The sequence below is a fragment of the Endozoicomonas montiporae CL-33 genome, from assembly GCF_001583435.1.
Lineage (GTDB): Bacteria > Pseudomonadota > Gammaproteobacteria > Pseudomonadales > Endozoicomonadaceae > Endozoicomonas_A > Endozoicomonas_A montiporae.
On record NZ_CP013251.1, the window covers coordinates 1,476,296 to 1,489,872 of the forward strand.

At 48.8% G+C, this 13,577-nt stretch carries 13 protein-coding genes; 7 read left to right on the plus strand and 6 right to left on the minus strand.

What is annotated here, in order from left to right; all coding sequences use genetic code 11:
• The first annotated feature begins 185 nt into the window (after nt 1-185).
• Nucleotides 186-1,706 (plus strand): sulfatase family protein, encoded by a 1,521-nt coding sequence (locus tag EZMO1_RS06445; protein WP_034874651.1) that lies wholly within the window; start codon nt 186-188, stop codon nt 1,704-1,706.
• A 152-nt stretch (nt 1,707-1,858) separates the two neighbouring features.
• On the opposite strand, the gene EZMO1_RS06450 is transcribed toward EZMO1_RS06445, so the two are convergent.
• Nucleotides 1,859-2,047: a hypothetical protein gene (locus EZMO1_RS06450; RefSeq protein ID WP_145912500.1), complete on the minus strand. Its 189-nt coding sequence runs from the start codon at nt 2,045-2,047 to the stop codon at nt 1,859-1,861.
• Nucleotides 2,048-2,351: 304 nt separating this feature from the next.
• On the opposite strand from EZMO1_RS06450, the gene ald reads away from it, so the two are divergent.
• Both ald and EZMO1_RS06460 read left to right on the plus strand, forming a co-directional pair.
• Nucleotides 2,352-3,473, plus strand: a complete 1,122-nt coding sequence (gene ald / locus EZMO1_RS06455) for an alanine dehydrogenase (RefSeq protein WP_034874647.1) — start codon at nt 2,352-2,354, stop codon at nt 3,471-3,473.
• A 137-nt stretch (nt 3,474-3,610) separates the two neighbouring features.
• Nucleotides 3,611-4,111 (plus strand): GNAT family N-acetyltransferase, encoded by a 501-nt coding sequence (locus EZMO1_RS06460; RefSeq protein WP_034874645.1) that lies wholly within the window; start codon nt 3,611-3,613, stop codon nt 4,109-4,111.
• Here the strand turns inward: EZMO1_RS06460 and EZMO1_RS06465 are convergent.
• Both EZMO1_RS06465 and EZMO1_RS06470 read right to left on the minus strand, forming a co-directional pair.
• Nucleotides 4,076-4,396 carry a hypothetical protein gene (locus tag EZMO1_RS06465; protein ID WP_034874643.1) on the minus strand — a complete coding sequence of 107 codons (321 nt, stop codon included), beginning with the start codon at nt 4,394-4,396 and terminating at the stop codon, nt 4,076-4,078. The two genes, EZMO1_RS06460 and EZMO1_RS06465, sit on opposite strands and share 36 nt — an antisense overlap.
• An 87-nt stretch (nt 4,397-4,483) precedes the next feature.
• Nucleotides 4,484-4,951 (minus strand): hypothetical protein, encoded by a 468-nt coding sequence (locus EZMO1_RS06470; protein WP_034874641.1) that lies wholly within the window; start codon nt 4,949-4,951, stop codon nt 4,484-4,486.
• 210 nt (nt 4,952-5,161) lie between these two features.
• Between EZMO1_RS06470 and EZMO1_RS06475 the strand changes: the two genes are divergently transcribed.
• The gene (locus EZMO1_RS06475) at nt 5,162-5,731 is read left to right on the plus strand and encodes a hemerythrin domain-containing protein (protein WP_034874639.1); all 570 of its coding nucleotides are present in this window, start codon (nt 5,162-5,164) and stop codon (nt 5,729-5,731) included.
• A 24-nt stretch (nt 5,732-5,755) separates the two neighbouring features.
• Here EZMO1_RS06475 and EZMO1_RS06480 read toward each other — a convergent pair whose 3' ends face one another.
• A complete protein-coding gene (locus tag EZMO1_RS06480; protein WP_034874636.1) occupies nt 5,756-7,708 on the minus strand; it encodes an acetoacetate--CoA ligase in 1,953 nt (650 codons plus the stop codon).
• Nucleotides 7,709-8,026: 318 nt separating this feature from the next.
• Nucleotides 8,027-8,437, minus strand: a complete 411-nt coding sequence (locus EZMO1_RS06485; RefSeq protein ID WP_034874634.1) for a DoxX family protein — start codon at nt 8,435-8,437, stop codon at nt 8,027-8,029.
• A 134-nt stretch (nt 8,438-8,571) separates the two neighbouring features.
• Between EZMO1_RS06485 and EZMO1_RS06490 the strand changes: the two genes are divergently transcribed.
• On the plus strand, nt 8,572-9,480 hold the full coding sequence (locus tag EZMO1_RS06490) for a LysR family transcriptional regulator (RefSeq protein ID WP_034874632.1): 909 nt from the start codon (nt 8,572-8,574) through the stop codon (nt 9,478-9,480).
• A gap of 216 nt (nt 9,481-9,696) precedes the next feature.
• Here the strand turns inward: EZMO1_RS06490 and EZMO1_RS06495 are convergent, their stop codons facing one another.
• Nucleotides 9,697-10,881, minus strand: coding sequence for a flavin-dependent monooxygenase (locus EZMO1_RS06495; protein ID WP_034874629.1), 1,185 nt, complete (start codon nt 10,879-10,881; stop codon nt 9,697-9,699).
• 394 nt (nt 10,882-11,275) lie between these two features.
• Here EZMO1_RS06495 and EZMO1_RS06500 point away from each other — a divergent pair, with 394 nt between their 5' ends.
• A complete protein-coding gene (locus EZMO1_RS06500; protein WP_034874627.1) occupies nt 11,276-11,779 on the plus strand; it encodes a flavin reductase family protein in 504 nt (167 codons plus the stop codon).
• A gap of 77 nt (nt 11,780-11,856) precedes the next feature.
• Nucleotides 11,857-13,566 (plus strand): FAD-binding protein, encoded by a 1,710-nt coding sequence (locus EZMO1_RS06505; RefSeq protein WP_034874625.1) that lies wholly within the window; start codon nt 11,857-11,859, stop codon nt 13,564-13,566.
• The last annotated feature ends 11 nt before the right edge of the window (nt 13,567-13,577 follow it).

The following is a 13,577-nucleotide window of genomic DNA, read 5'->3' on the forward strand; positions in this document are numbered from 1 at the left end:
CAGATCAATAACATGACGAAATAGTCATAACTACCTAACGAGACCGGTTTTTATACCCGATATAGTCAGGCTCGCTGAACATACCCAATCTTCAGCCAACTCAAAATCACATCATGGTACTGCACAATGGTTACAGACCCTGCAACCTGTGATGTGAAGATAAGCAGAATATCACTGGAAGTATCATGAAGAAATGCACCTCTCTGCTGGCAGCAGGCTGTCTTGCTGCCACGGGTTTCGTGTGGGCGGAAAGCGCTCCCGTCAATGTCATGCTGATTACAGCGGATGATCTGGGTTATGAAGCGTACAGCTTGTTCGATAATGAGCTTCCCAACTTAACCCCCAACATGGATCGATTCGCTAAACAGGGTGTCCAGTTTGCCAATGCCCATGTCAACCATTCGATCTGTATGCCCAGCCGCTCAGTGATGGCGACAGGCATGTACAGTACATCGTCCGGGATGATGGGCTTTATCAACATGAAAGAACAAAACCCGACCGTGATGAGTGTTCTGGCAGACAATGGTTACCGTACCGGTGTGCTGGGTAAAGTGGTTCACTCAACACCGGATCTGGATTTCAGCTGGGACTATTCCTACGATGCTGAGGATCTGGGCTCCGGTCGCTCACCAGAGCTTTATTACCAGAGAACCAAGGCCTTTATTAAAGAAAGCAAAAAAGCCGGACAGCCATTCTACCTGATGGTGAATTCTCACGATCCACACCGTGTATTCCATGACCCTGAAAAGAACAGGCTTGATGGCGAAGAAAACCCATCTCAGCTTTATCATCCTGACGAAGTGACAGTACCGTCCTATCTGCCCGATTATCCTGAAGTCAGGCTGGATCTCTCCCATTATTACAATTCAGTACGTCGCCTGGATGATACCTTTGGCCGTGTTATTGAGGCTCTGGAGGAAACCGGTCAGGCTGAAAACACACTGGTGATGTTTGTATCCGACAATGGCTCACCCTTTCCATTTGCCAAAGCGAATACTTACCTTGCCAGCACCCGAACTCCAATGCTGGTGCAGTGGCCGGGTGGACAGCTCAAAAACGGCCTGACCGATACAGAGCATATGGTCTCTACTGTTGATCTTATGCCGACCATTCTGGATGCTGCCGATATTGATGTCCCGGAGAATGTAGACGGTGTTTCTTTCCTGCCTGTTCTGCGTGGTGAGAAACAGCAGGATCGGGATTACACTTTTGCCCAGATCGATTACAAAATTGGTGGCCCTGCTACCCCAATGAGAGCGGTGCAAAGCAAGCAGTACGGGTACATCTTTAACCCATTTACCGGTTTCTCCGAGTTCCGTGTGGGCTATGACCGCGAAACCATTGCCCTGATGCAGGAGTCTGGCGATAAAAAGCAGATTGAACGGGCAGAGCTGTTCCGTAAACGTGTACTGGAAGAGTTCTATGATCTGGAAAACGATCCGGGCAACTTGAACAATCTGATTGACCACCCTGACTATCAGGACATTATCAAGGAGTATCGTGCCGAGCTGGAGTCCTGGATGCAGGGTACCGAAGATCCGGTACTGGAAATCTTTCAGGCGCGTGAGAACCCAAGACAAGTATTGAAGATGATGAAAACGCACTACCCTAAGCGCGAATCGTTGATGCCGGAAGCCCAGCTCGAAGCCATCCGAATTCGTCAGCAGGAAGTTCGTGCCCAACGCCTCAGGCAGAATCAGTCTTGAGTTAGGTAAGGAATGATTTAAACCTTCAGTGTCGTCTATTTTGGGATGGCACTGAAGGTTAAAGTATGGATAAGGGTATTTTTTTGTTAAAAATGGATTTAAAGAATTATTTTACTTGATCGAATCTGTTCTTTTCGTTGGATGTTTTTGGTTCAGTGCAAATGTCTTGGATTAGATGGCTTACCTTTGGGCTTACCATCCTGATCAATCAGCTTGTCTCGTGCGTCAACTCGATAAATATGACGCAGATACTCCGCTTTAAGATCGTCGCTGTCTATTGTTTGTTTCACTTCCACACCCACACGCTGTAGGTATTCAAGCATAAATCTGGGGTCGGGCACTGCAGCCTCCAGGGCTAACCTGTCTTGTAAAATTCGAGCGTAGAATATCACTCTTTCGTTAAGGTTTTTTGACCTGAAGCACCCTTTTGCAGTCTATTTTCATAAATTTACAGCACCTGTAAATGTTTAAAGAAGTGTAATGATTGTGGAAAGGTGGTGGTTTTGCGGTGCTTGGTGAAAAGATCTGTTTTTAATTGATTTGCTGGCATTAAGTTTTAATAAAAAACTATAAAAAGGGTATACGTCTAATAAAAATCCTTATACTTGATCATAAAACTACATTTTATACTGAATGGAGCATATTATGCTGGTTGGTGTACCTAAGGAAATAAAAAACCATGAGTACCGTGTTGGGCTGACACCGGCCTCTGTTAAAGAGCTGGTCGAACACGGACATGAGGTTTTTGTCCAGAGTCATGCCGGGGACGGCGTTGGCTTCAGCAATGACGATTACACCGAAGCCGGTGCGACCATTCTCAAAACAGCAGACGAAGTGTTTGCCAAAGCCGAGATGATTGTCAAGGTTAAAGAGCCTCTGTCAGAAGAACGGGCCAGACTGCGCCCTGATCATACACTGTTTACCTATCTGCACCTTGCACCGGATGAAGCCCAGACTCAGGATCTGATTCGTAGCGGTGCCACCTGTATTGCCTACGAAACAGTCACTGACAAAAACGGTCGTCTCCCTCTGTTAGCCCCCATGTCTGAAGTCGCTGGTCGTATGTCGATTCAGGCAGGTGCCCACTGTCTGGAAAAATCCATGTCAGGTCGCGGTCTGCTATTGGGAGGTGTGCCCGGTGTTGAGTCGGCCAAAGTGGTCATTATCGGTGGTGGTGTCGTCGGGCAGAATGCTGCTGCCATGGCCGTTGGCATGGGCGCTGAAGTCGTTATTCTGGATCGTTCTGTAGAAGTACTGTGCAAGCTCGACGCACAATATGGCAACCGTGTTCGTACGGTCTATTCAACATCCCACGCTATTGAAGATCATGTCACTACCGCTGACCTGGTCATTGGCGGGGTTCTTCTGCCCGGCGCGGCTGCCCCCAAGCTGATTACACGGGACCTCATCAAGAAGATGAAAAAAGGCTCTGTGATTGTTGATGTTGCCATTGATCAGGGTGGCTGTGCTGAAACGGCTGTTGCCACCACTCACGATGAACCAACGTTTATTGTCGATGATGTGGTGCATTACTGTGTTGCTAATATGCCGGGTGCTGTGGCACGCACTTCCACGCTGGCACTGAATAACGCGACTTTGCCCTATGTATTGCAGCTCGCTGACAAAGGGGCACGAAAAGCGATGGAAGACAACCCGCACCTTCTTGAAGGGTTGAATGTTTGCAAGGGCATCATTACTTGCCAGTCAGTGGCTGAGGCTCAAAACCTGCCTTACCGTCCGGCAGCAGAAATGCTGAACGAACTGTAACCCACTGTCTTTTTCTCGGACAGCCTCCTGAAGTGCTTCTCAATAAGCTGCGTCTGCCACGATGGTGACGCAGCTTTTCATTTTTTTCCATTCTGATTTTGGTACATTTAACCTTTTAACGATCAGGAAGTTCCGCAGTGGTTGAATGGGAATGGTGTCATTTTGACAAACTGTCGCTGAATCAGCTTTATCAGATTCTGGCACTGCGTCAGTCGGTGTTTGTTGTAGAGCAGAATTGCGTTTATCAAGATGCTGATGGCGTCGATCCAAGGGCTTATCATCTTATGGGGTGGTCCACTGACGACGATGGACATAAAACCCTTGCCGCCTATGCCCGGGTTATTCCCCCCCGAACCCTAAAGCCCGAGGCAGCCATTAGCAGAGTCATAACCCACAACAGCCTTCGTGGAAAAGGACTTGGACGCAAACTGCTCGCTGAGGCGGTTAAACTCACTGAAGCAGTGTACCCTGACCATGATATCTACCTGAGCGCCCAGGCACACCTGCAAAACTATTATGGTGATTATGGCTTTGTTGCTTCAGGAGATTTGTATGATGAAGATGGTATTCCTCATATAGCCATGTTCAGGCGAACAAACCGTTCAGAAAACGTCCTGACGACAAACTTCAGCCAGTAACCTGCTGCCACCAACAGACTGAACCGTTTCCAGTTGCTCATCATTTTTCACCAGTATCAGCCCGGCAAACCCGAGGGCATTAATCGAAATGCCCTGATAACGGTCCCGGGCTCTGGGAATCACCATCATCCAGTGGTCAGTCATCAGAAGGTTATAAGGTTCAGGCGCTGATGGTAAAGATTTCCCGCTATCAAGCTGGCTGATCATTGCAAGGTAGAGTTTGTAGACCTTCTCGGCCGTTTTTCCTTTTATATCCACAGCTAAATTGGGAAAAGGGAGTTCCACTATGCGTTCTTGCTTCTCGCTGACTGATTTCAGAGCCTGATCAATGGGCAGGGATGGCAGTGGAAATGCCTGAAAATGGCGATGGGGCTAGCTGGCTCCCGCTTCGGCACCACTGTTATAAAATGCCAGCATCGGGAAGGCTCCCATAACAGTCAGTATGGATTGAAATTCTTTCTCTGCCAGTACTGTTTCCTGAGCTTCAAAGTCAGTGGTAACGACCAGAAGGTGGTCATCAATGACGTTGAATTTATTCAGAAGAATCACATGATCTGATGCGACACTGTCTGGTGCAACATTGTCTGGTGCAACATGACAGATGTACAGTTCTTGCTCGTAAGGCAGAAACGGGTTTCTGCCAGAAGCTTTCGCCATCTGAAGAGAAGGTTTTTTTCTGAGGCTGGACAGTTTTCTGACTTCGAAAGGTACCCTATCGGAAAGCGTGATCAATTCCGTAGAGAGTGATTGCAGCGAACCATTCTTCAGCGCGGTCTGACGAGTATCGCCCAACCACTTTCTCAGGTCAGAGCGGTTAAAAATACGTTTGTTGTCGTTCATTTGTCAGGTAGCCTGTGCAGATCGGTTTCATTTTATAAATCAGTCAGATAGTCTTTTGAAATTGACTCAGGTCAATGTATAGGGAATAGGTACTTTTCCAACAAGGCATGATGCAAGTAACCTAACAGCAATAACAACCATAGGTTCTGGATAACTTTTTATCCCGGCACTGATAAAAAGCTGTCCTTCACAAGGGGGAGCATTATGTCGATGTTGATCGATAGAATTATAAAAGATCATGAACACCTGACACGTTTACTGGTTTGTCTGGACAAGGAAATTGCAAACTATAAGGAAGGGGCAAGCCGGCGGCCGCGGCTATCTGTCATTATTGATGCGCTGGATTATCTTCATAATTATCCGGACAGCTTTCATCATCCACTCGAATCACGGCTGCTGGCAAAGTTACGTCCGAGAATTACAGATACCGAGTTGCGTCAGAAGCTGGAGGTCATAGAAGACCAGCATGTAGAAATCAGTCAGCTGACCAATAATCTCATTGATCGATTTGAGTCCATAAAAAACGACCAGATTATTCCAATAGATGCCCTTCTGGCCGATTACCAGCGCTATGCCGACCTGCAGATCAACCACCTCAGGCTGGAAAACACCTGCATGATACCCGCCATGCAAAAGCTTCTGACAGAAGAAGACGTTGCCGCTGTCACTAACGCCTTGAATGATAACCCCGATCCTCTGTTTGGTGCACATCTGTGGGATTCTTACGAGGATCTGTACCAGTTTGTTATCGGCACTGAAAAAGAACTGGCTACGGCATAAGCGCCAGATTTCAAACCTGCTCTGTCACTTCAGCTCGACCCTGTCCCGGAAGTACTCCAGTGCCTCCGGGTTGGCCAGAGCTTCGGTGTTCTCCACATGTTTGCCGTGAACAATATCTCTCACCGCCAGCTCGACAATTTTGCCACTGATGGTTCTGGGTATGTCCTCTACCTGTAAGATGACAGCCGGAACGTGCCTGGGCGTGGTGTTCTGGCGAACGGTGTCTTTAATCTCTTTTGTTAACTCATTAGACAGGGAAACTCCGGGGCGAAGTTTTACAAATAATACGACACGAACATCATTTTCCCACTCCTGACCAATGGCAATACTTTCCAGGACGGCTTCGACTTTTTCTACCTGACGGTAGATTTCAGCCGTTCCGATACGAACACCACCCGGGTTCAATATGGCATCTGCTCTGCCATGAATCACTACCCCACCGGACTGTCGCAGTTCGCCATAGTCTCCATGAGCCCAGACGCCGGGAAAACGGTTGAAATAAGCGTTCTGATAACGGCTTCCGTCCTCATCGTTCCAGAACCCAACCGGCATACAGGGAAAGCTTGACTGGCAGGTCAGCTCGCCTTTTTCTTCAGACCGTGGTTCTCCGTCATCGTTGACAAACTGCACATCCATGCCGAGTCCCCGGCACTGCAGTTCACCGCGAATGACTGGCAGAACCGGATTGCCCAGTGCGAAGCATGAAACAATATCAGTACCGCCTGAAATCGATGAAAGACACAGGTCGTTTTTCACGGAGCGATAAACATAATCAAAGCTTTCATGCAGAAGTGGCGAGCCCGTGGACAAAATGGCTTTCAGATGCTTTAGGTCATGAGTTTCGTCCGGTTTTACTCCGGCTTTTTCCAGCGCTGCAATATATTTTGCGCTGGTACCAAACACGCTGACCTGTTCTTCTTCCAGTAGGTCCACCAACGCCGAAGGCCCGGGTGAAAAAGGTGAACCGTCGTAAATGACCAGAGTGGTGCCTAAAGCCAGGGCTGATACCATCCAGTTCCACATCATCCAGCCGCAGGTCGTAAAGTAGAAAAACGTATCGGTAGACTTCAGGTCAGTGTGCAGGGCAAGTTCTTTCAAGTGTTGTAATAACGTACCACCATGACCATGAACAATACATTTAGGAACGCCAGTTGTTCCTGATGAATACATAATAAACAGAGGGTCGTTAAACGCGACTGGCTCAAAGTGGATGGCGTGACTGGCTTGTGCGGTAAAGTCTGAGTACAACAGGGTGCTGGTCAGGGGCGATTCACTCAAAGAAAGACCGGGCTCCATAAACGGTACCAGCACCGTTTGCTGCAATGACGGAATCGCCTGCTGAATCGCCGCCACCTTGTCTTTACAGTCGATGGTTTTTCCGCCATAAAAATAACCATCGCAGGCCAGAAGCAGTTTGGGTTCGATTTGCCCAAAGCGGTCAAGTACGCCCTGAAAACCAAAGTCAGGTGAGCAGGAAGACCAGATAGCTCCCAGTGCCGTGGTCGCCAGCATCATAATGATGGTTTCCGGACAGTTGGGCATAAAGGCTGCGACACGGTCACCTTTTTTTATACCTTTTTGAACCAGTCCGCTCTGGGCGGCCGCTACTTCCTGATACAGTTTCTGCCAGCTCAGGGATTGCCGCTGTCCTTTTTCTCCCCGGAAAATAATGGCGGGCTCGTCCGATTCTCTGTGCTGCAACAGGTGTTCGGCATAGTTCAGGGTACTGTCGGGAAACCACCGGGCTCCGGGCATGACATCGTTAGCCAGAACAGCCTGAGGCTGGCGATGGAACATGACCTGAAAAAAGTCAGCCACGAGTTCCCAGAAAGAGACTCGATCAGAAATGCTCCAGTCATAAAGGTGCTGGTAATCGGGAAATGATTGCCCGGTTTTAAGCTGGGCTGCCTGACGAAATGCCTGAAGGTTCGAGGCATTAATTGTTTGTTCTGATGGTGTCCAGAGTACTTGAGTCATAACCAGAGATTCCTGTTTATTATTCTCGCCAGACTAGGAGGCTGTCCGAGGATAGACTGCCCTACCGGCAACTGCTCCTGCGTTGCACTAGCTCCTGCATCCATGCAGTCGTGCGGTGGCAGCAAATTGGTCTGAAAAATCGCTTTTTCATCCTCAATTTTCTGCCATCCTCGCTACGGGCGCTATTCTCGGACAGCCTCCTGATGTTAAATGTAGCTGGCATTTTTCAGGTGATCAGTGTTTATGATGACACAGTGTAATGGTGTGCTGTAAAGCAAAAAAGGTCGACGTAGCGACCTCTTTTACTCTTTTGTCTAATCAGGCTGTTTGCAGTTGTTGCGCTTTTTTGTTTTTCAACAGATTGTCTAGCGAGAAGGACCCGGCTCCCAGGGCAGTTACCATCAACAGACCTCCTGCAACCGAAAGGTTTTTCATAAACAGCAAAGACTGCATTTGCTCTGTCAGGTTATGGAAAATCAGGTTGGCGACCAGAGTGAAACCGGCCAGCAAAAAAGCGGCTATACGGGTATTCCAGCCAACCAGTAGGGCAAGACCACCAAATAACTCAACAATAATCACCAGTGGTAAAAGCATGCCGGGTACGCCCATGGCTTCCATATACCCCTGAGTGCCTGCGTAACCACCGATTTTGTTGTAGCCCGCCATAATGAACATCAGGGAAAGGAGTAAGCGACCAAAAGGAGCGATAAGTTTCTGAGCCTGATCCATGCTGTAGTACCTTTTTTGGTTTCTTAGTATTAGCTATGTGTCGTATAGATTGTTTGCCTGTAGTGTATGAATTAGAGTGAGCGGGAAAAACACAATGAATGTGAAAAAATAATTTCAAAAAAGAGAACAATGACGTGAGCCAGCTTAAGGAGTTACAGGTATTTGTCCGGGTCGTGGAATCCGGAGGCATTGGTAAAGCGGCGGAACAGCTGGGCATTGCCAAGTCTGCCGTCAGTCAGCGTCTGGTACAGTTGGAAAAGCGTCTTGGAACAAGGCTACTGAATCGTACAACACGGCGTTCAAACCTTACTGAAGCGGGCCAACGCTGTTATCAGCAGTCTTTGCAGATTCTTGATGCTGTCTCCGAACTGCATACCGTTGTTGGTGAGCAGGAGCACGAGATACAGGGAACGCTGCGGATAGCCGTTCCAGTGGTTTTTGGCCGTCGTCATCTGGTGAAGATTATTGATGAATTTGCCCGCTTACACCCCGGTCTCATGTTGGATATCGATCTCTCGGACCGGTTCGTTAATCTGATCGAGTCAGGGCGAGATATGGCGATACGCATAGGCGCATTGCCGGACTCCAGCCTGAAAGCCCGCCGTTTAGCTCCAGCCAGTGCGGTATTGGTAGCCAGCTCGGCTTATCTGGCAGAAAAAGGAATACCTGAAACACCGGAAGATCTGAAGCATCATGCTTTGCTGCAATATGAAACCAGTCGGGGAAGCGCTGTTCGTTTGAAAAATCGCCAGGGTGAGGTGGTCACTTACTCCATGAAGCCCAGATTGATTGCCAATAATGGCGATTTCCTCAATGAAATGGCTATTTCTGGTCAGGGAATTGTTATGTCGCCGACGTTTATTTGCTGGCAGGATATTCAACAGGAAAGGTTGGTGCGGGTATTGCCAGACTATGAAGTTCCGGTGGGCAATATCTACGCGGTGTACCCGCAAAACCGTTTTGTCTCAAGGCCACTGCGTGCCTTCATCGATTATCTGGCGGAGGCGATGGGAGAGAACCCTTATACCAATTCCACCTTCTAAACATGAATTGCGCAGCCATTCTGAATCACGGGAGCTGCGTTGGAATTCCTCGTAATAGCTGGCTATTACTCGTCATTCCGCCTTGTCCCGCGATCCAGAATGACTTGCTCATAGTCATATTTAGAAAGCGGAATTGGTATTACTGGGACACTCTCGGACAACATGCAGAGCGTTTGTCTAATAAACGCTCTGCATGAGTCTGGGTAGCAACTGCTATCAGAGGAAGAAGTCGGTACTTTCCCGTCCAAATACAACGCCACCAAAGTTGCGCCCATACTTGTCAGGCACGTTGGCAACATGGGTGCGTCCTGTCTGAATATCACGGAAGGCACGGTTAACGGTATGGTTCTTGAAGATGACAGAAGAACCGCAGAAGGTATAAAGCTGGTTAACAGCTTCTGCGCATTTGGTCATCACATAGGCTGAGTCGTAGCGCATTTTGACACGCTCTTCCATATCCAGTGCGACATCGCTTTCTGCTTTATTCACCAGAATATCAAAGTTTTTGAACAGCGTTGTTTTACATTCATCCACAACTCTCAGGGCATCGGCGGCGGCTTTCTGTGCACCGGGGTCTTCCCTCACCGCTTTGCCGTCACTGAGAACAATACGGTTGCGATTGAATTCTATGTATTCATCCACTGCACCTTTCAGGGCTCCAATGGCAGAAGACGACACAGAGCGTACAAAAATCTGACCAAAGGGCAGCTTGAACAACGGGGCAGTATTCACTTCGTTGCCCGGGCTACTCTGCATGAAACCATCCAGTGAGCGGTGTGTGCGATATTCCGGAACAAACACATCATCTACCACAATATCATTTGAGCCAGTTGCCCTCAGTCCCATCACATCCCAGTTGTCCTGAATCTCGTAATCACTGCGAGGTACCAGAAATGTCCGGTAATCCGGAGCTTCACCTTCATTTTTGGGTGGCACTATTGCGCCCAGAAACGCCCATTCACAGTGTTTGGAACCTGATGAAAAGCCCCATTTGCCACTGAGGCGGTAGCCACCTTCGACATGGGTGACTTTACCAACTGGCATATAGGAGGAAGAAATCAGCACACTGGTGTCGTCTGCCCAGACATCCTGTGCCGCCCGGTCGTCAAACAGCGCCAGCTGCCAGTTATGAATCGCCACAACCCCGAGTACCCATGCTGAAGACATGCACCCCTCGGCTACCGTCATCTGAACCTCGAAAAAGTCTTTGGGCTCCAGTTCGTAACCTTCCCATTTAGCCGGTTGAAGAATGCGGAAAAAGCCGGCGTCCTGAAAATCCTGAATGGTTTCTTCGTGCAGAAAGCCTTGCAGGTCGGCTTCCTGTGCCCTTTGCTTTAATACAGGTACCAGCTCCCGGGCTTTTGTGTAGAGTTCCTGCCTGATTTGTTCTTTGTCCATCATTATTATCTCCGCATCCCCGGATTGTATTCTGAAAATCTGGGAGGCTGCCCGAGAATAGCGCCCGTAGCGAGGATGGCAGAAAATTGAGGATGAAAAAGCGATTTTTCAGACCAATTTGCTGTCACCGCACGACTGCATGGATGCAGGAGCTAGTGCAACGCAGGAGCAGTTGCCGGTAGGGCAGTCTATTCTCGGGCAGCCTCCTAGTATTGAAGTGATTGAAACAAGACCGCTCAATACCCACATCATCTAAATGGATTAGTTACTTATCGGGCTTTCTGGAGCTGCGGCGAATAGGGTTCATTTGTAGCCCTTTAGTCTTGATGGACGATGATGCTGATGAGCCTGAAAGACAAAATTCCGTCTAACTCTATAAAGATAACGGGAGCGGTAAATGAGCAGCGAAAATGATTTGAAAGGCAATATGCTGCAGGCAATGAGACGGCTCGCCAGCTCAGTATCGGTTGTAAGCTGTGCAGGTGATTCCGAGCGTCATGCCATGGCCGCCACTTCGGTGACCTCCCTTTCCATGGACCCGCCTTCGTTACTGGTTTGTGTTAACCAGTCCACAGCCATGCATTCAGCTTTGGATGAAGGCGCTGATTTCTGCATTAATATCCTAAGTCTGGAGCAGCAGGAAGTCTCTGTCGCCTGTGGTGGTCGTTTACGTGGAGAAGATCGTTTTACGGTTGGTAATTGGGTAACGACTGATCGTGGTCTGCCTTACCTGTCAGATGCCCAGTCCGTTTTGATCTGTGCCCAGGACGGTCATTACGATTATGGTACACACACTATCTTTATTGGTCGTATAAAAGAGATACGGAACAGTGATGATGTGAATCCACTGGTTTATGTTGATGGTCATTACACGACAACCGCTGTATCTGTTGAAGCCTGATCCATGAAAGTCATGCCTGTTCAGCATCAGCCTGTTCAGGACGAGGTCAACTAGTCAGAAAATAAAAAGAGCAAACTATGACCAGACAGCAATCTACCGAAGTTCCACAGGCACTTTCTATTGAAAGTGCAGATCAGTTTGACTGGGATGATGAACAGGATGTCGTTGTCGTTGGTTTTGGTGGGGCAGGCGTTGCTGCCGCGCTGGAAGCGGTTCATCAGGGTGCTTCGGTACTGGCGGTTGAACGGTTTTTTGGAGGCGGTGCCACTGCCCGAAGTGGTGGTGTTGTTTACGCCGGAGGGGGAACCTCCATACAAAAGTCCGAAGGTGTAGAGGATTCTCCGGAACAAATGTTCGATTACCTGAAAATGGAAGTTGAAGATGCTGTCAGTGACGAGACGCTTCGCCGATTCTGTGATCAGAGCGTAACGAACCTTCAATGGCTTCAACATCACAATGTCGAATTTTCCGGGAATATACCGCCGGTCAAAACATCCTATCCCACTGATCAGTATTACCTTTATTACTCAGGCAATGAGTCGGTGTCGTCTTACGCCGAGAAAGTCAAACCTGCCCCCCGTGGTCACAGGGTGAAAGGTAAAGGGTTGTCAGGTGAGGTGTTGTTTGCAGCGTTACAGAAATCGGCCATCAGCCGTGGAGTGAAGCTCCAGATTCAGACAGAAGCCACCCGGTTGATTCTTGACGAGAGTCGTCAGGTCGTAGGACTTGAAGTACGACAGATACCGGTTGGGTCGGCTGCTGCCAGAAAGCACAGGCGTTTATACCGGCTGGCCGAGCGTTGTCACAATTCAGCTCGTAAGCTGGCTTTTCGGCTAAGAGATAAATTGGCGGTTCTTGAACGTGCTGAAGGTGTTGTGAAACGCATTCGGGCGCGCAAAGGTGTTGTTCTGTCTGCGGGCGGATTTGTTATGAATCAGGCGATGATGGATCAGCACGGTGGAAAGTATGTCGGTGCTTTGCAGCTGGGTACGTCTGGCTGCAATGGTTCAGGTATTCGGCTGGGACAGGGTGCGGGTGGCGCAACCGATCGCATGAACAAAATCAGTGTCTGGCGTTTTATTAATCCGCCAATAGCTTTTGCCCGTGGCATTGCGGTTAACAAGGATGGTGTACGTTTTTGCAGTGAAGATGTCTACGGAGCCAAACTGGGTTTTGAAGTGGTTGAGAATCAGGGCAATCAGGCATCACTGATTTTTAATGCGGAACTGCGCAAGCAGGCACTGTCGCAGTCGATTCCGGGTAAGTTACCGTTCTTCCAGTACATGCCTGCTTTGATGGCTATTTTTGTTGCTTCGAAAAAAGCGAACACACTGGCAGAGTTGGCTGAATACACCGGAGCACCTCTGGAAACCCTGGTCAAAACCCTGCACGGCTATAGCAAAGATGCCAGAACCAATACCAGAGATGCACTGGGCAAGGCTGAAAGCTTTATGGCGAATCTGGATGAAGGCCCCTGGTATGTTCTGGATCTTGATGTCACCAATGACAAGTTCCCATGCCCGATGATTACTCTGGGCGGTTTGCAGGTGAATGAAGCAACCGGCGAAGTGCTGAATGAAGAAGGTCAGGAAATCAAAGGTCTTTATTCTGCAGGACGTAATGCGGTTGGCGTTGCTTCTCATTTATACGTCAGTGGACTATCTATTGCGGATTGCATTTTCTCCGGCAGGAGAGCCGGGCGTCACGTTGTACAGGATGATGATGATGCCAGAACGAGTGCAGAGAAGGCACCTGTAGAGCAGCAGGAAGTGGCTGAAGCAGTCTGATAAACAATAAT

What these genes read in the sequence shown, in the direction of transcription:
- EZMO1_RS06445 (WP_034874651.1), top strand. Translation starts at nt 186, where the DNA reads ATGAAGAAATGCACCTCTCTGCTGGCAGCAGGCTGTCTTGCTGCCACG.
- ald (WP_034874647.1), top strand. Translation starts at nt 2,352, where the DNA reads ATGCTGGTTGGTGTACCTAAGGAAATAAAAAACCATGAGTACCGTGTT.
- EZMO1_RS06470 (WP_034874641.1), bottom strand. Translation starts at nt 4,951, where the DNA reads ATGAACGACAACAAACGTATTTTTAACCGCTCTGACCTGAGAAAGTGG.
- EZMO1_RS06475 (WP_034874639.1), top strand. Translation starts at nt 5,162, where the DNA reads ATGTTGATCGATAGAATTATAAAAGATCATGAACACCTGACACGTTTA.
- EZMO1_RS06480 (WP_034874636.1), bottom strand. Translation starts at nt 7,708, where the DNA reads ATGACTCAAGTACTCTGGACACCATCAGAACAAACAATTAATGCCTCG.
- EZMO1_RS06485 (WP_034874634.1), bottom strand. Translation starts at nt 8,437, where the DNA reads ATGGATCAGGCTCAGAAACTTATCGCTCCTTTTGGTCGCTTACTCCTT.
- EZMO1_RS06495 (WP_034874629.1), bottom strand. Translation starts at nt 10,881, where the DNA reads ATGATGGACAAAGAACAAATCAGGCAGGAACTCTACACAAAAGCCCGG.
- EZMO1_RS06500 (WP_034874627.1), top strand. Translation starts at nt 11,276, where the DNA reads ATGAGCAGCGAAAATGATTTGAAAGGCAATATGCTGCAGGCAATGAGA.
- EZMO1_RS06505 (WP_034874625.1), top strand. Translation starts at nt 11,857, where the DNA reads ATGACCAGACAGCAATCTACCGAAGTTCCACAGGCACTTTCTATTGAA.